This is a genomic window from Affinundibacterium baiyunense, assembly GCF_018139645.1.
Taxonomy (GTDB): domain Bacteria; phylum Pseudomonadota; class Gammaproteobacteria; order Burkholderiales; family Burkholderiaceae_D; genus Undibacterium; species Undibacterium baiyunense.
On the sequence record NZ_JAGSPM010000001.1, the window covers coordinates 341,354 to 359,877 of the forward strand.

The following is an 18,524-nucleotide window of genomic DNA, read 5'->3' on the forward strand; positions in this document are numbered from 1 at the left end:
TCTCCCTGTTAAAACGTAATGATTCGCTTGATTTTCAAAGAACGCGGTTGTGGAGGACTTGGATTTGGATTGTCGGAAACTAAATTTTTTGATAGGCCTTGAATAGAACCATTTTCCAATTTATCGTTTGGAATTACTGATTGAACTAGCAGAGGTCCCCGTTCAACCTTTGGCGCTAGTTGCTTACTTTCAGTTTTTGCTTTAGCTAAATCGGTTGCTGCTCGCTTATCCTTCTTCGCGACCGAGCGTTTGAATTTCTCCCATGCCTCTACTGGGTCATCACCGTCTTTATAGTTAAGTTTTCCTTGTCGCTTCAGACGAAAGATCTCCGTACGAACTCGCAACGAATGAGGGGTATAGCACCAAGGGGCGGCGGCCGTCAAAACGCCGAGCTCTGCACCATCCTCAAAAAAAGCTTTGACGGTACGAATATCGCGAACATCAAAATAAATTCGAACTTTTTGTCCAATCAAACCTGCGCTCGCGGAAAGGATATTGCTTGTATAGCGAACGTTGAGAAAGTTAATATGAGGCCTCACACCATTGGAAGCACTTCCATGAATTGATACGACGCGAGCTTCCTGTAGAAGGCAAAGATTTTGGCGAACGACTGTTGGCAAAGTTCGTAAGAATCGTTGGTTTCTCTTGAGCAGTTGCCCCATAGCTTCGAGGGGTGTGCGGCCATTTACGCCGTCGTGCGCATGCCCGTTGTAGTCACCGATAGTAACCTCTATCATATCTTCCAATTCATCCAGCTCGACTAATAGTCTAAGATCCCCATGTGGGTCACTCAACGCACGCTCAATTGAACTCGGATCATTACCCGTTGTGCCGGGCAGGCGATGAGCGAAATTTTTTGCAATTACTGCAAAAAAACGCTCAATAAATGGTCGTTCGTCAGGTTCCGCTGTTGGGCCATTGTCAGGCCAACAGCCTACAATTTGATTCAATCTGTGTAGAGTATCTGCCGCCAAATGGCACTTAGCTCCATCGAAACGTAACCAATCCCAACATGCATACTGTGTTTCTGGAAAAATTGCAGAAGGGAATCCCCCCTCTTTGCGAATTTCTAAGCCTGGAATTTTGTAGTTGCGTGGCCTAAATGGGGTCAAAGCAGCCTGAAAAGCGCTTGCAACATCGTCTTTGTTGTATTCTTTTGAGAGTGCGAGTTTGTACCCGATTACAGCGCGACTAGCGACGTCCAAAAGCACTAAAATCCAGATACGATTTAGCTCTACTAAATGTTCGAACCCTAACGGATCTGTCATCCTCATTGTTACGCGCAGATCAATTTTGTGACCATCGAATTCGACTATCTTGAAGGCGCTCGTTGCAGCTGGCGCTTGTTCCATATTTTCAGGAGCTGCTGGGCGAACCCTCTCTGCCCCTTTGCTTTTTGCTGATCTGTCAAACGTGCTGTTATCAAATCGAGTGAAATAATCTGAAAGTGACCGTAGACCCGCGAACTCTTGATTTAAAGGATATTCGCTCGCCTTAATACCGACTTCACGACATTTCTCGAGAAATCGTTTATGGATGCGACCCATTGACCTTCTTACTTCATTCGCACCAGTTATTGACTTATGGCGCTTCTTTGCCTCATTCTGCAAATGACTTTCTAATTGTGGATAACGATGCAACAACAAGCCAAAAGCACCGGAAAGCCCCACACCTCTTGAACTATGGGCCGGATTGATGGCATGGATGCGTTCATACTCCTTTAGCCTAGTATAAGGAATGGCAGCACGAAAACCAAAAATACGCCCATCAGGGTGCTTTGTTAGACATCGTTCGACCAATCGATACACTGTTTTCGGATCAATACCAGTTTTCCCTTGGATTGTTTTCATCGAAAGTAGAGGTTCACCGATAAACAATTCAATCGCTCTTTGACGAGAGCGAAACACAGTTGCATCTGAGTTTGAAAGCGCAGAAATGTCGACAATTGGCCACGTTGAGAAATCACTCAATTCCTGTGGAATTGAGGCTCGATCAAAACGCACTTTGTTAAAGGAAAACATCTTCATAACAATCCCACGACCGACGTTGGCCCTAGGGGAGAATCTTTTATATCAGGACAAGATGCCTTGCCAGAGTGCAGTAAAGAATACACAGCCACACGCACTAAAACTGGGTCTTCCAACGGAAATAAGTTACAGACTGCGATTATGGGACGAGGCTCTTCCAGTACTTCAAGCACAGAATTGAGCAGATGTGAATTTAGATAGCGGGAATTTGCCGATAAATCGCGTACGATATATCCCCAGTTTTCAAGATATATTTTGCTTATCGATGGATCCTTTTTCGACATTGTGCGGACATCAAAATTATTCTGTCGCGCCCATTCGAGGAAGATTGGAAAAGACTTTTCAAGGCTAAAGTTAGCTCCGGTATCACGATCAATTAGCCAAAGTTCATCTCTTTCAGCATAGCTGACCGAAAAATCGACTGTCAGTTTTGGCTTAGCATCATGGATGACAACAGGTCTTTCACAGTACGATAAAACTAAGGGGTTGGATTCAAGCAATAGCCATGTATCGATCTGATATGATCCAAATAGCGTCAACATTCTCCTAACCTTGGGGCCGAACACATCGTACCGATGGCTTTTATAAGGCCTCGCATTATCAATTGCTTTAACAAAACATGCTGCCTTCGCCATTGCCACTCCAGGTCGCTAAATAGACGCATCCTTAAACTAAATCACATCATTCGGGAATTGTCAAACTCTCTTCATCAGAATTTGAACCAAATTTGCCAAGAACGAGCTAGACTGTCTTTATAAATCAACTAGTTAGGCGATTTTCAGATTGGCGGATTTACTTCCTTGGACGACGCGCTACCCTAAAAGTTAGGACACTAAATACCTAAAACTTTAGACTAATTATCTTTTTGTAAATTTGACGATTAGTCCTGATCATTACGTAACGAAATCATCTATTTCAACGGGTCTAAACGATTACGTTAACTGGATAACCGGCATCGGAGTGAGTAAGCCAAAACACAAAGAAATCGACATCCCACCGTGCGTATGCATTTTACGCCAACTTATTCTTCATGGTTCAACCAGGTTGAACTCTGGTTTGCAAAGGTCGAATGGATGCAATTACCTGTGGCATTTTCACTTCGGCCCCGGCTCTTTGCACACTAAAAAATTCTTACACGTTCTCTGATGAACCTGCTGAACCGTTGGTTTATCTGTCTGGTATTTGCTTAAGTACGTGCTAATAGTCTTCCTAACGCTTTGCTTTCTTATAAGGAATGGCACGTATTGATGTATGTTGAGACATTTTCCTCTCAGGCATATCGAATACCGAGGACTTCTGATTCAGTTCATTAAGAGAATTCAAGGAGGTCTTCTGCACTTCACCTACATTAACCTTAAACACTCCGACTGAGTTCACTAATTCCTGCGCTTGATTATTCAGATTCGCAGCAGCAGCCATCTCTTCCACCAACGCAGCATTATGCTGAGTAGCGTCATCCATCTGCATGATAACTTCTCCCACCTGCATTACCCCAGCACTTTGCTCACTGCTGGCTGAACTGATTTCCACTACAATATCGGTAACTCGGCGAATGTGGGCGACAATTTCCTGCATAGTGGAACCAGCTTGGTCTGCCAAGGTTGTACCACGTTCTACACGATCTACACTAGCTAATATAAATGACTTGATTTCTTTAACCGCATCAGCGCTTCGCCCAGCCAAACTGCGTACCTCACTGGCGACTACAGCAAAGCCACGGCCCTGCTCACCCGCACGGGCCGCTTCAACAGCGGCATTCAAAGCCAAGATATTATGTAAATAATTTAGAGTAGAACCGTAGAACCTATAGAAAAAGCTATGCTGGATAAGACTTTCGAGATTCTGCTCAGATACTTTTCAGTGCATAGCTGCGTAGAGCCAGCCAGCCCAAATTAGAACTGATTGCATTGTCTAAATTCGTAAGCAGGTCTAGGCGTTGAACTGAATTTCCCATTTCATTCTAATGCAATGAAAAATCATTTCGCCCATCCAATCTCACGCAATAAAAAACCTAATGCATGCACCGCGAACGTCGCGTCATTATCATCCACAACCCTTAATGACATTTTATGTCGCTCGTTGTCTTTACCTCGCGGGTGAAGTTTATTAATAATCTCCAAAGTAGACCGTAACGCGAGCTTTTGATTATCGCCGAAGTGATCCTTTATTGATTTAATCCAAGCTCCGAGATCTTGTTCAACTGGTGCTTCTAAGTTCTTTTCGCCTTGCATCCACCGCGAAACAAATACAACTGCAGCATTTCTACACTGGTCAATAACCGAAGTCGGCAATTCTCGGTAAGCGGCATTCAAAGCTCTATCATAGGCAGATTGTATGCTTCCAAAACTTGATGGATTAATCCGACTAGTATCAAGTTCAGGGAGAACTCCGAGTGCTGATTCTGAACGTAAAGTAAGCAATATATCTGATTCAATTGTGCGCTCTACTTGAACTATTTTCCACACCGAGGCTGCATCGCCCTGCCCCAACATCATTCGCAACCCTTCACCACCTCTAAATCTTTGAAGAAGCTCAGTACATTCAATATAGACAGGCAAATCTTTTGAAACACGCCATGAATTATTTGCAGCTTTAATCAGATCTGAATGGGAAGCAGGATGTGCCTCAACTTGGACGGATTCACGACTCGCATTTCCGAAATTTTGATACAGCTTCCCACGCCGAATCCTCGCACTAAAATCAAAAGAAGTCTCAACGAATATTCAACCAAATGGATTACTAAAAAAAATTTTCGGAACTTTTTGAACGTCACTTGGAATTTCGATCAATGTCGCGTTACATACAGGTGGAGTTGGCCAGACGGTATGTGTAGGCCCCTCACGACCTTCGTATACCAAACCAGTATTTATATCTATCCCCAAGCGAGACATTTTTTTCCTTCGGTAAAGTTAAGCAGCAAATAGGAAATCCTGTATTATCGATTTTATAGGTCTATTATTCAATAACTGTTACGCAAAACATTGATCAATTTTTGCAAGTAGTATGACTATTGCAGCAATATGCAAGCATTTGCTGCGGGCCAAATATTCACCTTGTGCGGCACGTAATTCAATGTTTAAATAGTGGTTGCCTTAATAACAATTACCAAATCATCAGGATTAAGATAAAAAAGGGGGGAGATTTTTGGATGAAATAAATCAAGTCTTGCTACGACTCTATGAAATAGCTCAGTCAGCTTCCATCTCTGAGTTTCCAGAAAAAATTTTTCCGTTAATTAAAAATCAGGTGAAGTTTGATTCGGGCGGATTTTGCGATTTTAATCAACATCCGCAAGTAGGATTAAAACTGGTGTCGGCTGTCGCACACAATATTTCGGCAGAAGACAAGTTACGCGCCAGATTGGAATATTTGAATAGTGAGAGCGTCGCTAACCCAAATACCTTGGTAACAGACGATCCGGCCTTAGCTCTGGCATTTCGAGCAAAAGGCAGATCTGTTTCGCTTTCAGTTTTGGGGAACAAGATGCTTAAACCTAATGTGGTCGCTTATGGACAAAAAACCGAGAGTTTGCAAACCTTAGCGATGGTTGGAAATACGCTTGACCGGAAGTCCTTTCAGACAATATCACTTTTGCGAAGAAAGGAAAATTTTCAATATACTCGAACCGATGAAGCTATCGCCAACATCATTCTCCCACACGTATTTCAAGCTTTTTCAATTCATCGGCAAATACATGCAAGGAATACGGAAAATGCTGTTAATCCAGGTATAGCGATTTGCTCACTTTCAGGAAACATCAATTTTATTGACGAAACAGCGACTGACTTTTTACACAGCGAATTTCATGAATGGATTCCGCCGTTCCTGCCTTCTAAACTTTTGGATAAGTTGAGTACAACATCAGAAAAAATTTATATCGGCAGGCAATTCACTGTAACCGCCCAGTTAAAAGGCAATTTATTGTTTTTAAATTTTCGACGAACAACATCAATGGGGAAATTGTCTGCAACGGAACTTGTGATTGCAGAAATGCTGGCTCGAAATGAAACCTATAAAGCCATAGCCCAGCGACTAGGCAATCAACCAGCGACGGTCAGAAATCAGGCTCACAATATTTATGTGAAATTCGGAATCTCAGGCAAAGCAGAGTTAACTAGAATAATGACGAGCCTCTCACGATAACAAGACGTTAATGCAAGCATTTTAATCTCTGCTTCACCACATCTACTTACTACAAGCGAACGAACATTCTTTCGCATTCAATTTGCCCATAGAACATGTGTTCTATGGATTGCATATTTTTACACTTATACAATTCGCTCTTTGTCGGACAGTGACGGTAACGAACAGTGATCGTCAACCTTTGAATATCTCATTGCATTATTGCAATATGACTCATCTAATTAATATTAGATAACTTTATAAGCCAACTATTTAACGATGGCACTTTGCTGTCAAATCAAGCGAAAGGAAAGTATGCAGAGTTCTTTTAAGAAGATGTACTAGACGAATCAAAAGCCAGAAGTCTCGGTAGAGTTGGTGGTCAAAGGTAGAAGCACTGGAATTTGGTACTCGCGAAGACGGCAAATTCAAAACATTTTTCTTCCTCGACTCAGATCAGTTGAAGCGATCAAAGAGCTAACACCAGATCGCAATTCCGATTTTCAAAGATTAAATTAAACTCAAGGATAACAATATGAGATTCAGCTTCATGACAGCGACTCTATTTGCTGTCGCATTATCAGCATGCGGCGGTGGTAATTCAGGCAGCGGCAATAGTAATAATCAACCTACCGCCACCACTGCAAGCAATACTGAGATTATTACCAATCTCAAGTCCAGCAATATCGATTTTTTCTCGATCCTTACTTGGCTGCAAAAACCTCCTGGAACTTGGAGGTGGCTGTCAACACCAAGCCAGCATGTTCTTGTCTATATTCCAGCACCGACTAACGGGAATACAACAGAACAGGACTATGCAAATAAGGTGAACAATGCCATCGTACAAATCAACACGAAGTTGAGGAACGTCTTGGTTCTAGAACCAGTTTCAGTGAAGCCAGCTAATGTGAGTTTTATTCAGATCAGCTATGGCACATCTTATGTCCCGCCGGGAACTACCAATTATCAAGACTATTGCGCAAATGTTTCAGAAGGTCCCAGTATTGGAAATATGATCCTGCCCAACAGCGAATATGGAATCAAATCTAATCCTGTCTTCGTCAATCTTGGAAATGGTCACTGCGACGTGACACAGGACATTGTGACTCACGAGTTTGGGCATGCATTGGGGCTTGCTAATCACTTCAAAGGGTTTGGAATCGGTGATGCAATCTCACCCGCTTTTTGGGATGTGCTGGCTACCTTGTACGGCAATCCGCAATCAACGACTGCACAAAATCTTATAGTTCGCCGTACGACTAATTAAATATTGATTTGTATTGCACTAAAAAATACGCTAAATTTCAAAATGAAAAATAAGGGAGCCAAATGCTCCCTTATTTTTTTAATCGTGGAATGTGAACCTGCTCTCCACGATCTGCTCTACTAGCGTTTTAAACCGATCACCTCTTTGAACGCATGGTTCTCTAACGACAAGTCAGCAACCATCATTTTGAGCTTACGATTCTCTTCCTCTAGGTCTTTGAGGCGCTTACATCGGCTGCTTCCACACCACCATATTTGGACTCCTATTGGTTGTAGGTCGCTTCAAAAACGCTATGCTCACGGCAAACGTCTTTGACCAATCTCCCAACTGCCTTCAAAATCCCTATGATCTCTGTTTCTGTAAATCTGCTCTTACGCATTTCTAATCTCCTTTGACATACAAGTTTGCCTCAAGATCTCTAGTTATGCATGGCTTGGTTTTACGGGAGGGTTACAATGCCAAACGAAGTGTAAAATCAGATCCATACCGGAGGTGAAAACGCCTAAGTGAACAATATGACTGACACCTGCTTCTTTTGCCGCATCGACCAGTTTTTTACTCTGAAAAAGCATGTCTGAGGTATATCCAGTCAGTAGAAAAACTCTATCCACATTTGCTGAGGCAGTTGCAAACGATGAAGGACCATTCAAGTCAAGGATAACAGCCTCCCTCCCTTCTGCACGCCACAGGTCAACATCATCTTAGCGTAAACACTGAGACGGAGGATAATCTCATCACTATTCTTCTCAAACATGCAGCATTGAAAGAGAATTTGAATTAGTCTCAAGAATTACGTAATAAGTTTTAGGCTTATGATTTGTCCTAACGATTACGTTTACACGGCATTTAGTCCTAAATTTTACGTAAGCAAACATTTACGGAATTTACAGGACGATTAACGCAAAATTTTGGATGTATAAAGGGGGGATTTTGTTTGGAAGAGTCCGAAGTTTTACGTTTGCGCGCTATTACTCTTATCGAATTTCGATCAATTAAGCAGGAACCCCAATAATAACGCTCGATGCTTTGAAAACGCCGGTTGCTGCCCGTCCAACTGCTAGTCCTAAGCTTTCGACACTTTGATTGGTGATGGTTGCTGCCAACGAGCTGGCTTCACCCATCTCGATTACGATTTCTGTGTTGACTGCGCCAACTTGGATACGCGAAACTAGGCCAGTCAGTTGATTGCGTGCCGATAGTTTCACATCTTCACTAACATCACTTATCACAATGACCGATGAAGCGGCTACCAAGGCAAATACTTCTGTGCCAACACGTAAGCCTAATTCTTCTGTGCTTTCGTGTGTAATAAGCGCGATTAGTTTTTGATTGCCGCTGATTTGTAGTTCTATCTCATCATTGACTGCACCATATCGTAGGTGTGTAATCGTGCCGCGATATTGATTGCGGACGCTCGTTTTCATATTCATTTTCTTGATCAATAAAAAATCGTCAGCAATACCTTCTGCATGCTTGCCTAATTGTGAAATGAATTCGCGGTGTTCTTTGTCGATAATTTTGAAGTTATCAACCAGTTGTTGACCTCGTTTTGTGAGACGTGTGCCACCACCTCCTTTACCACCAGTTAGGCGTTCAACTAATGGTTCGCCAGCCAAATTATTCATGTTGTCAATTGCATCCCACGCGGCCTTGTAGCTCATCTTAATTGCTTTTGCTGCTTGCGTGATTGATCCACATTCTGCAATTTGCGCCAATAGTTCTATGCGACCTTTGCCTCCAAAATTTTCACCATCGACCGTCATCCAGACTGAGCCATTGATTTCGATATTTGTATTGGAATTGTTTTCCATATTGATTAAGGTAGGAATTTAACGACGATTGATTGCATGAGATGTGCTTGGCAATGAGTAGGTGCTAATAATCCTAGGGAGTATTACCATTTATTCGCCCTTCGTGCATAGACAAGATTTGTTCACCAAATACATGCGCATCTTCAGGGTCATGCGTAATCAACATCATCGGCACCTTTAATGAGCGCTGTAGCTCATCTAATTCTTTACGCATGACAACACGCAATGCAGGATCGAGCGCAGCAAACGGTTCGTCTAATAACAAGGCCGCAGGTTCAGAGATCAAGGCACGTGCTAAAGCAGTGCGTTGTTTTTGACCGCCGGAGAGCTCGTGCGGCAATTGATCTGCAACGGCATGTAATTGAAATGCGTCTAGCCAGTAAGATACTCTTGGATCTTGTGTTCGCTTTGAGGGATTGAACCACCCTTTCGCTAAGCCAAAAGCGATGTTTTGCCTAACATTTAAGTGTGGGAACAGCGCGTAATCTTGAAATAGGTAAGCAAGCTGTCTTTGCTGTGGAGATTTGTTGACGCCTTGATGTTTGTCGAAAAAAACTTGATTATCTAAAGCAATATATCCCTCGTCAGGAGTAATTAATCCAGCGATAGTTTTTAAAGTCAGACTCTTTCCTGAACCTGATTCACCTAGTATCACAATACGCTGACTGTCGGTATTCAAGCGAAAATCCAAATCAAAAACACGTTGATTCGAGCGCAGTCGTTTTTGAATATGAAAATTAAATCGCATCCTTTTGCCTTTAATTCTGATCACATTGATCTAATGCTGTACAACGAATCGCCTCAAGAATTTCTCAATTCGCTGTTGGGTTTATTTGGTGCGATGTTTAGTTGTGATTTCTGCTAGCCACGCGACCAGGAGCTAATTTATTTGCCACCATCAACACCACAATACATATCGCCGATGTCAGTACTACTAAACTATTCGCGATATCGTCGTTTCCAGCTTGGACTGCTTCATAAATCGCGATGGATAGGGTTTGGGTCTGCCCTGGAATGCTGCCAGCCACCATCAATGTCGCGCCAAATTCACCCAAGGCACGTGCGAATCCTAACAACACCCCTGCCAAAATTCCACGCCATGCTAGAGGTAATGTCACTCTAAAAAAAAGCGCAAACTCGGATACACCTAACACCCGTGCAGCTTGTTCAAGTTGTCCATCAACAGCCTCGAACGCGGCGCGTGCAGGTTTAAAGACTAAGGGAAAAGCCACAATTGATGCCGCCACAACAGCACCCTGCCAAGTAAAGATAAAACTAAAGCCAAAGTGGTCTTGTAACCAAGCCCCCAACCAACTTCGCCTTCCCATTAATACCAATAAATAATAGCCCAGCACAGTCGGTGGCATCACCATAGGCAAGGTCAATACGGTGTCTAGTAAATCTCTGCCGGAGAATCGGGTTCGTGCCAATAGATAGCCGACCGCCACGCCCAAAAACAAATTGAGTAATGTTGCGATGCCAGCGACCTTGAGCGATAGCAACACGGCGGTCCATTCAAAACTTATCATTGGCTAGTCTATATTGGGTGTTTGTTTAGTGCTTACTTGGGGTCAATTAGGTGTTTATCGAGAACTAAGGCTTTTGAAAACCATACTTGCTCAAGATTGCTTGGGTTTGTGTTGAGGCTAAGAAGCGAATGAAACGCATTGCTTCTTCCTTATTCTTGCTATCTTTGATGATTGCAATCGGATAGCTAATCGCTACATCCAACGGTACTTCGAACGCTACCGTCACTTTATCATTCATGATTGCTGCATCTGTTGCGTAGACAAATCCGGCATCGACTTCGCCACGTGCCACATAATCTAATGATTGGCGTACATTTTGTGTATTAATTGTCTTACTCTCCAGCGCTGGCCACAGCCTTGCGGAAGTTAAGGCGTGTACCGTGTAGCGACCAACTGGAACACTTGCAGGATTACCAATCGCGATGCGTTTTACCTGCGCTTGCGTTAAGTCTTGTAGGCGCTTGGGACTGAATTGACTGTCCTTCGGTAAGATTAGCACCAAGGTGTTTTTTACAAAGTTATGGCGATCCATATTTGCGACTAAACCTTGTTTTTCTGCCGCACCCATGGTTTCTTGGTCAGCTGAGGCAAAAACATCAACTGGCGCGCCTTTAGCGATTTGTTGTAACAGTGCTCCGGACGCGCCAAAGTTCAAAGCGACTTTGGCATTGGGATATTGTGCCTGATAATTTTGCGCAATTTCCTTGAAAGCATTTGTCAAGCTAGCCGCCGCTGAAACTGTGATGTCGCCAGCCTTTGCCGCAGATGTGAGTGCTATTAGCAACAGTAAGGCAGTCGCCAATATCAACCTCAAAGTATTGTTGTTCATCGTTAACTAAGTCAGCTAATTAAAGTCGTAATATACACTGAGATATAACGGTTTGCGAAATCCTCCGTTAAAGCGAACTGAGTTAGCTTGATTACACTCAAGACTGAGAAGAAAAACGAATCGACTCAGCAACCACAGTTAGATAATATTTTGAGCGATTTATACGGCAATCATTTATTCATGATTGTGTTATTGACATTTAAAATTGAATTGCATCATGAATCTTTTCTTTGAAAAGAACTACATCCGTGCATGAAATTAATTCTAGATGAGCTTCTAGTTAGCTAAAAGCCTTGATTACAAAACTGCCTTCATCTTGCAAACCGAGCTCTACAAAGTAGCAATACTTAAGTGGTAACAACATCACTCTCAATATTGCCATCGACAAGCTTAATGGTTCGATCACATTGTTCAGATAAGCGCGGATCGTGGGTGACCAAAAGTACCGCGCAGCCAGACTCTTGATTGAATTTACGAAACAATTGAAACACTTCCGCGGCAGATTTTGTGTCGAGGTTACCAGTCGGTTCATCTGCTAATAAAAGTGCCGGATTAGTGACCAGTGCGCGAGCGACAGCGACCCGTTGTTGCTGCCCACCTGACAGTTGATCTGGATTACGCTGTTCTAGTCCTTCTAAGCCTACTTGGCTTAGTAAATTTCGCGCACGCTTTATTTGTTCCTTGGTTGGTTTGCCGTTTGCCACCATCAACGGCATCAATACGTTTTCTAATGCGGTAAATGCTTGGATTAAATGATGAAACTGGAACACAAAACCGATGGTGCTACCACGCAGTGCTGTACGGCGCGCATCGTCCATCGATCGAGTCGGTTCACCCAGTAGGTACAATTCACCTGCAGTAGGTCGATCAAGCAAACCGATGATGTTGAGCAGCGAGCTCTTTCCCGAACCGGATGCGCCAACTAGTGAAGCGAAATCACGTCGCTGCAAAATCAAATCTAAGCCATGCAACACTTCGGCTTCGGTTGGCTTGCCGACGTTGTAACTTTTCCGCAGACCTTCAAGGCGTAATATCTGCTCATTGACGTCATGTTTAGACATGGCGAATTGCCTCCACTGGATCAAGCGCAGCCGCGCGTCGTGCAGGAATCGCTGCAGAGGAAATGCCAGTTAGTGTTGCAATTGCAGTTGCCGCAAAAGGTAGCCATGCATCGATGGGGATATAAAACAGCTTGGGACCAAAAGTATTGAATGCACCAACCAGCGCATAGCCGACCGCCACTCCGAGAATAGAGCCGCTCAAGCCAAACAAAGCACCTTGCACTAGAAACACCCGCAACATTTGTTGTCGTGTGCTACCCATCGCCCGCAAGATACCGATCTCACGCGTTCTTTGCACCACACTGACGGTCAAGACGCTGGCAATACCCAAGGCAACACTGAGTGCCACGAAAACGCTAATCATTTGTGTCGATAGACTTTGCGAGCGCAAGGCATTCATTAATTGGGTATTGGTTTCCATCCAGCTTTCAACTTTTAAGCCCGTGAGACGCGCAACTCGCTCAGCAATTTTTTGTGCTTCGAAAATATCATCGACCGTCACATCTATGACTGTTGCCGCACCAGGTAGATCAAGTAGAGACTGTGCTTGCTTCATATCTAAATACACATAACGGGCGTCAAGCTCACGCACACCCAACTCGAAAATTCCTGCGACATTTAAAATACTCTCGCGCCCTTGTCCGCCATCTAGTCGTAATTTATCGCCCACCCGCATTCCTAGATCGGTCGCCAATTGCTTGCCGATCACAGTGTCACCAGCACCGATACGAAATACTCCCGCAATCATGTCGTCTTTGACGGGGATAATGCGTAAGTAACGCGGCGCATCAATACCAACCAGCGCAACCGATTGTAAGGATTCACCACGCCGTGCAAATGCAGGTCCAGAAATAATCGGCGATACGGCAGTAACACTTGGCAGGGTGTCGAGCACATCACGCACTTGCTGCCAATTGTTAATTGAACGAAGGCGTTGTGCGCGTTTGCTTTCGATGGTCAGCTGTACGCTACTGGGATCGAGAGCGACGATACGATTGCGCTCTTCGGTTTGTTGCACCTTGATATGTGCTTGCGTGCCCAGGGTGCGCTGAATGATGTTTGATTGTAGTCCGGTAATGAGCGCAGTGAGGAAAACAATCACTGCAACACCGATAGCTATCCCAACCAAAATCAAGGTACTTTGCGCTTTGCCTTCACGCAAAAACTTGGTTGCAATTGTCCATTCAGTCCACATTGGCATCAGTCCAATTTGACGGGTAATTCTTTACGTGTTGCAGGATCGCTGGTCAAGCTGGTCGCGACCAATCTAACCCGATCGCCGTCTGTCAAATTAGCAGGAATTGCGGACAGAACCCAATCGCCGGCGCGCAAACCTGCGATAACTTCTGATTGAATAAGTCCACGTAGCCCAAGCTGAACTTGACGCCGTACAGCTCGACGATCTTCAACCACCCATGCCGTGGCGTTGTTTCCATTCGTCGCAAATAACACGTCGTTAGGAACAACGAGCGCACGATCGCGTCGACCGGTTTCTACATTGACCGAGATCGTCATTCCTTGACGTACGAATTCAGGAACTGGATCAACGGTTAAACGCACCTCAACCGTGCCGCGCTGCGGATCGATCCCTGGTGCGATAATACTGACTTTGGCAGGGAATGGGCGATTGGGAAAAGCATCTGCGATGCAGGTAGCTGCTTGACCAATTGCTAGCACCCCGAGATTTTTTTCATCTAGAGGCATAAGGACTTCGGTATCACCAGCACGTGCAATTTCAAATAGCACACGTCCCGGTTGTGCCAAATCTCCCGGCTCGGCATTGCGCGTTAATACAATACCAGCTACTTCGGCACGAATAGTGGTTTTTGCCAACTGTGCTTTCGCGCTGGCAATGCGTGCACGCACAGCGGTCTCACTGGCTTTGCCGACACCGACAGCATTATTCGTTAGTAAGGCTTGCTCCACTGCTGTGCGCGCAGCGGTCTCGATCTGTATCGCCTGCTCCATCGATTCGTTTGTGATCATTTTTTGTTGGAAAAGATCACGACGTCGATTTACCTCGCGACTGGCTTGCGCTAATCGTGACTGCGCTTCACGCAGACTTGCCTGTGCCTGTGGTCGAGTTGCTTGTTGTAATTGCGCTAGCGCAGCTTCAGCCTCTCGGACCGCAGCAGCTAAGTCATCTGCGCGCAATATTGCTAGCACATCGCCTGGCTTGACCATATCGCCTTCGCGCACACGTCGTTCTACAACAACACCCGTGATCGGGCTGCTGACTTGCGCGCGAGATACTGCTGCTACACGACCAGTGGCGACTACGGTTTGCACTAGTGCTTGTGCCTGAACTTGATAGCCAGACAAAGCTGGTCCTCGCATCTTCTGCACACCACTCCATGCGAGCATGGCTAAGACCAAGTAAACTGCGATAAGGAGAAAGCGATAGCGTTTCATAGTATGAATTAGGATGTACGTGAATACCTTTGACAATGATTTTAACCTGTTTTAATACCCCACTATTTAGGTGTTTTACTCAATGATCGAAGTCGAACGCATCTTATATTTCTCGACACAGATGATCTTACTTTATAAGTATGTTTAATAAATTAGCTAAGTAAGCAAGCTCTCACAAAATGAAAATTTTCGGTACAATGAGCTTTCCTTAATTACTGGGGGCAATCGAGCAAGCGACCTACCCTCTCACAATGGACATACTGATTATCTTAGGTCTGATTTTGGTCAATGGCTTGTTCGCCATGTCTGAAATTGCGGTAGTTTCTTCCAAGCGCATACGCTTACAAAAAATGTCAGAAAATGGCAGCCGAGGCGCGCAGGCGGCACTCGAACTTTCTGATAGTCCCAGTCGTTTTCTTTCGACAATACAGGTTGGCATCACTTTAATCGGCATTTTTAATGGTGCTTTTGGTGAAGCATCACTCGTCGCGCAACTCAGTCCAAAATTAGAAAATATACCGATGATTGGTGAATTCTCAAGGGAGATCGCCTTGGCACTGGTGGTAGTTGGTATCACATTCTCTTCCTTGATACTTGGCGAATTGCTGCCTAAGCGCATCGCGATGCAGTATCCCGAAACGGTGGCTTCTTTAATTGCCGCGCCTATGCAATGGTTGTCAGGCGTGATGGGGCCTTTTGTCAAAATCCTGACATTCACAACAGAAGCCTTATTACGTTTGATGGGCTTACATCAAACCAAAAACAATGCAGTTACCGAAGAAGAAATCGCCGGTATGCTGCAAGAAGGAACCGATGCTGGATTGTTTGAAAAGACCGAACACGATATTGTTTCTCGCGCTTTGCGCCTAGATGACCAACGTGTCGCTGCCTTAATGACGCCGCGTATGGATATCGACTTTATCGATATCGAAGAATCCTTAGAAACCAATTTGGCAAAAATCAAAACTAGCCCGTACAGTAGATTTCCTGTCTGCAAAGGAGATTTATCGAATGTGCTAGGGATTGTGCATGGCGGACATTTATTCGATCAAGCGATTGAGTCCAAATCTTTGCAGGCGGTTGATATTGCCACTGCTTTGAAACCGGCTTTATACATTCCTGAAACTCTCAGTGCGATGCAGTTGCTTGAAGCATTGAAGAAAAATCGCGCTGAATTAGCGTTGGTGGTCAACGAATACGGTGAAATCGAAGGCATCGTGACTTTGAGCGATGTACTCGGCGCACTGGTCGGCGATGTGGTCGCCGTCGATCGTGATGAAGAGTCTGATGCAATTCAACGCGAAGATGGCTCTTGGTTAATTGATGGTGGAATTTCCTTTGATCGTTTCCGAGAAATTTTGAATACCGATGTGAAGTTTCCAGAAGAGGCATCGGGTTCGTATCACACCTTAGCAGGTTTTGTGCTAACGCACTTTGGCTATATCCCAAGAGAGTCAGAACACTTTGAGTGGGAAGGCTTCCGCATTGAAGTGGTCGATATGGATAAAAACCGCATTGATCGTTTATTGATCTCTGAAACCTTACCGCCGACGCTGCTTTAACAACGCTAGCTTAAGCTAAGTTCTTCACTCGAACAGCGTCGTTCAGATTCGATTTAGAACAGATACTCGAAGCGCTAATTTAATTGCTTGTTTGTGCTGACCATCACAGAAACTACTTGTTGCGCAATTTATCATGTGCACACGTTGTTCACTACTTATCACAAACAAGGAATATGAAGATGTTAGCCGCAATCAAAGACTACAAGGAATGGCGCAGTTATAAAGTCCCAGTTGGACAAGCGCTGCGCTTAACTTTGAAAAGTTCATTAGCAATTCGTTCGAAATAATCGCTCAATTGCAATCATTAGGGAATCTTAATAGAAGACCCCTTTTCACTGCGATTGCTGCTTATTTGCCAGCAGCAAAATCGCCGCAAATTCTTATTGATTATATTGAATAGTCACTGACTCAATTGGATACTGTTCTGCAACGGTGTCCAATTCTGTGGATCAAGTATGCTGTAACTCTTGATGTGATCTTCGTATTTCACCGTAATCATTTGCGACGTGTGTGCATGAGGATTTGAGAAGTTGTGCACCTGTCCCATGCGACCAGGTAATAAGAGCACTAGTTTCTCGATTAACAATCCGATTAATCGTTGCCCTACACGTGCAATTAAAACCTTGGATTGAGAGTTCATCTCGGTCGGTTTTTGTACACTTAATAAACTTAGGTCCCACAAAGCGAGCGTTTTATCATTCCAAACAAAGGTGCCGATTTGAGCGGAATGCGATGCAGTGAGCACGTCGATTTGTTCTGGCACATTGATGATCGACTCTAAATTTTGAATATTCATTGCCCATGCGTGACCAGCTTGAATGACGACAAAAATTTCTTTGTTTCGACTCAACTCTTTTTGATCAAGATCTTCCGTTTCACTCAATGCAGTCATTGGGCAAGTAGCAATTAAATTTGCACTGCTAATGACTAGTGCTGTCGAATTATCCGACAGATGAACAACACCCAACAGTGCGTTATTGTTTGGCAGCCCCGCTTCATCTACTGTCTGCATTGCATTAAGTGAAAGCGCCTCGACTTTGATGATGTTATTTATCGGCAAAGCAACGCAACGGCCTTCGCACTTCAAAATTAGTAATAGGTTGGCGACATTCAAGTCGGCATCTTGGTGTTTCAATCCAATACTCGGTAGAGTAGCCAATACAGGCACATCGCGATTGCGCCATTTCACTAGACCTAACCAGTTTGCATCGGCACCTAAAATTTTTTGTATTGCTGGCATAGACATAACCGCTGCTACTTCATCGGTCGCAAACGCAAGAATTTGTCCACCAACTTTGAAACTGGCAAATAACGACTTTTGAGTGTTAGAGAGTAGATTCTTTTCTAGCTGGTCTTGTGATTGCGATTGCTCTTTCACTGCGTTGTAAGCTACCTCACTCGACCAAATTTGACTCAGTGCTATGAGTGCTGGAACATCTAGCACGCCAACCGTTTTCAATTCTTGATTCATATCAGTCGCATCGAAATCGGCATGAGATCGACGCTGCTGAATTTGTATACTGGAATGAAATAATTCGTCAGAATTTTCAATATGAATAAGACGTTGTATCCGGTTAGAAGGCGTTTTTTGCAATCCTTCAACACGGTCAATTGCAATGCCAATCGATTGTTCACCCTTCTTCAGTAAGAGTATTTGCGCTGGCATGTTTTGTAAATCACCTGGCCACGGCAACCAACGTCGCAGATCGATTAGTGGTATCGATTGCTCTCGATGCATAAATATGCCAACTACAGCCCCATCACGCCTAGGGACTTGTGAAATGTCGTCAGGCATCTCGCTGGCCTGCACGACAAATTCGAGAGGAAGGACAAATTGAAGGTCATTTAACTTACATAAAATGAAGTTTTGGATGACATCCGTCGATACAGCTGCCATCTTCATG

The 18,524-nt window shown here is 44.2% G+C and carries 15 protein-coding genes and 3 pseudogenes; 4 read left to right on the plus strand and 14 right to left on the minus strand.

The features are described from left to right. Positions 1 to 8: 8 nt before the first annotated feature. Positions 9 to 2,027 (minus strand): Mu transposase C-terminal domain-containing protein, encoded by a 2,019-nt coding sequence (locus KDM92_RS01410; RefSeq protein ID WP_212682680.1) that lies wholly within the window; start codon positions 2,025 to 2,027, stop codon positions 9 to 11. Continuing rightward, positions 2,024 to 2,662, minus strand: coding sequence for a hypothetical protein (locus KDM92_RS01415; RefSeq protein ID WP_212682681.1), 639 nt, complete (start codon positions 2,660 to 2,662; stop codon positions 2,024 to 2,026). The genes KDM92_RS01410 and KDM92_RS01415 overlap by 4 nt, the downstream gene beginning before the upstream one ends. Before the next feature lie 348 nt (positions 2,663 to 3,010). On the opposite strand from KDM92_RS01415, the pseudogene KDM92_RS19130 reads away from it, so the two are divergent. Next, positions 3,011 to 3,141, plus strand: a pseudogene (locus KDM92_RS19130) (IS630 family transposase); the annotation flags it as partial. Positions 3,142 to 3,236: 95 nt separating this feature from the next. Here KDM92_RS19130 and KDM92_RS01420 read toward each other — a convergent pair. After that, positions 3,237 to 3,800: pseudogene (locus KDM92_RS01420) on the minus strand (methyl-accepting chemotaxis protein); the annotation flags it as partial. 203 nt (positions 3,801 to 4,003) lie between these two features. Next, positions 4,004 to 4,585, minus strand: a complete 582-nt coding sequence (locus KDM92_RS01425; protein WP_212682682.1) for a hypothetical protein — start codon at positions 4,583 to 4,585, stop codon at positions 4,004 to 4,006. Positions 4,586 to 5,171: 586 nt separating this feature from the next. On the opposite strand from KDM92_RS01425, the gene KDM92_RS01430 reads away from it, so the two are divergent. After that, a complete protein-coding gene (locus tag KDM92_RS01430) occupies positions 5,172 to 6,170 on the plus strand; it encodes a helix-turn-helix transcriptional regulator (protein WP_212682683.1) in 999 nt (332 codons plus the stop codon). 514 nt (positions 6,171 to 6,684) lie between these two features. Continuing rightward, positions 6,685 to 7,416: a zinc metalloprotease gene (locus KDM92_RS01435; protein WP_230408111.1), complete on the plus strand. Its 732-nt coding sequence runs from the start codon at positions 6,685 to 6,687 to the stop codon at positions 7,414 to 7,416. 125 nt (positions 7,417 to 7,541) lie between these two features. Here KDM92_RS01435 and KDM92_RS18480 read toward each other — a convergent pair. From KDM92_RS18480 to KDM92_RS01480, 9 genes and pseudogenes are all read right to left on the minus strand, one after another. Beyond that, positions 7,542 to 7,795, minus strand: a pseudogene (locus tag KDM92_RS18480) (transposase); the annotation flags it as partial. Between the two features lie 43 nt (positions 7,796 to 7,838). After that, positions 7,839 to 8,105, minus strand: a complete 267-nt coding sequence (locus KDM92_RS18955) for an NmrA family NAD(P)-binding protein (protein ID WP_369123441.1) — start codon at positions 8,103 to 8,105, stop codon at positions 7,839 to 7,841. Positions 8,106 to 8,408: 303 nt separating this feature from the next. Continuing rightward, positions 8,409 to 9,227 (minus strand): TOBE domain-containing protein, encoded by an 819-nt coding sequence (locus tag KDM92_RS01450; RefSeq protein ID WP_212682686.1) that lies wholly within the window; start codon positions 9,225 to 9,227, stop codon positions 8,409 to 8,411. A gap of 73 nt (positions 9,228 to 9,300) precedes the next feature. Continuing rightward, on the minus strand, positions 9,301 to 9,975 hold the full coding sequence (locus tag KDM92_RS01455) for a sulfate/molybdate ABC transporter ATP-binding protein (RefSeq protein WP_212682687.1): 675 nt from the start codon (positions 9,973 to 9,975) through the stop codon (positions 9,301 to 9,303). Between the two features lie 97 nt (positions 9,976 to 10,072). Then, positions 10,073 to 10,756 (minus strand): molybdate ABC transporter permease subunit, encoded by a 684-nt coding sequence (gene modB / locus KDM92_RS01460; RefSeq protein WP_212682688.1) that lies wholly within the window; start codon positions 10,754 to 10,756, stop codon positions 10,073 to 10,075. A gap of 64 nt (positions 10,757 to 10,820) precedes the next feature. Further along, positions 10,821 to 11,585: a molybdate ABC transporter substrate-binding protein gene (gene modA / locus KDM92_RS01465; RefSeq protein ID WP_212682689.1), complete on the minus strand. Its 765-nt coding sequence runs from the start codon at positions 11,583 to 11,585 to the stop codon at positions 10,821 to 10,823. A 347-nt stretch (positions 11,586 to 11,932) separates the two neighbouring features. Next, a complete protein-coding gene (locus KDM92_RS01470; RefSeq protein ID WP_212682690.1) occupies positions 11,933 to 12,646 on the minus strand; it encodes an ABC transporter ATP-binding protein in 714 nt (237 codons plus the stop codon). Next, positions 12,639 to 13,841, minus strand: a complete 1,203-nt coding sequence (locus KDM92_RS01475; protein WP_212682691.1) for an ABC transporter permease — start codon at positions 13,839 to 13,841, stop codon at positions 12,639 to 12,641. Before KDM92_RS01475 ends, KDM92_RS01470 begins: the two co-directional genes overlap by 8 nt. A 5-nt stretch (positions 13,842 to 13,846) precedes the next feature. Beyond that, positions 13,847 to 15,058: an efflux RND transporter periplasmic adaptor subunit gene (locus KDM92_RS01480; protein ID WP_212682692.1), complete on the minus strand. Its 1,212-nt coding sequence runs from the start codon at positions 15,056 to 15,058 to the stop codon at positions 13,847 to 13,849. 251 nt (positions 15,059 to 15,309) lie between these two features. Between KDM92_RS01480 and KDM92_RS01485 the strand changes: the two genes are divergently transcribed. Beyond that, entirely contained in the window at positions 15,310 to 16,620 is a 1,311-nt protein-coding gene (locus tag KDM92_RS01485) for a hemolysin family protein (RefSeq protein WP_212682693.1), read from the plus strand. Between the two features lie 400 nt (positions 16,621 to 17,020). Here the strand turns inward: KDM92_RS01485 and KDM92_RS01490 are convergent, their stop codons facing one another. After that, the gene (locus tag KDM92_RS01490; protein WP_212682694.1) at positions 17,021 to 18,523 is read right to left on the minus strand and encodes a chemotaxis protein CheW; all 1,503 of its coding nucleotides are present in this window, start codon (positions 18,521 to 18,523) and stop codon (positions 17,021 to 17,023) included. Position 18,524 lies beyond the last annotated feature (1 nt).

Bases quoted from the DNA above. Each gene is read 5' to 3' on its own strand.
- KDM92_RS01470 (WP_212682690.1), bottom strand. From the start codon at position 12,646: ATGTCTAAACATGACGTCAATGAGCAGATATTACGCCTTGAAGGTCTG.
- KDM92_RS01415 (WP_212682681.1), bottom strand. From the start codon at position 2,662: ATGGCGAAGGCAGCATGTTTTGTTAAAGCAATTGATAATGCGAGGCCT.
- KDM92_RS01455 (WP_212682687.1), bottom strand. From the start codon at position 9,975: ATGCGATTTAATTTTCATATTCAAAAACGACTGCGCTCGAATCAACGT.
- KDM92_RS01485 (WP_212682693.1), top strand. From the start codon at position 15,310: ATGGACATACTGATTATCTTAGGTCTGATTTTGGTCAATGGCTTGTTC.
- KDM92_RS01490 (WP_212682694.1), bottom strand. From the start codon at position 18,523: ATGAAGATGGCAGCTGTATCGACGGATGTCATCCAAAACTTCATTTTA.
- KDM92_RS01410 (WP_212682680.1), bottom strand. From the start codon at position 2,027: ATGAAGATGTTTTCCTTTAACAAAGTGCGTTTTGATCGAGCCTCAATT.
- KDM92_RS01480 (WP_212682692.1), bottom strand. From the start codon at position 15,058: ATGAAACGCTATCGCTTTCTCCTTATCGCAGTTTACTTGGTCTTAGCC.
- modB (WP_212682688.1), bottom strand. From the start codon at position 10,756: ATGATAAGTTTTGAATGGACCGCCGTGTTGCTATCGCTCAAGGTCGCT.
- KDM92_RS01475 (WP_212682691.1), bottom strand. From the start codon at position 13,841: ATGTGGACTGAATGGACAATTGCAACCAAGTTTTTGCGTGAAGGCAAA.
- modA (WP_212682689.1), bottom strand. From the start codon at position 11,585: ATGAACAACAATACTTTGAGGTTGATATTGGCGACTGCCTTACTGTTG.
- KDM92_RS01450 (WP_212682686.1), bottom strand. From the start codon at position 9,227: ATGGAAAACAATTCCAATACAAATATCGAAATCAATGGCTCAGTCTGG.
- KDM92_RS01435 (WP_230408111.1), top strand. From the start codon at position 6,685: ATGAGATTCAGCTTCATGACAGCGACTCTATTTGCTGTCGCATTATCA.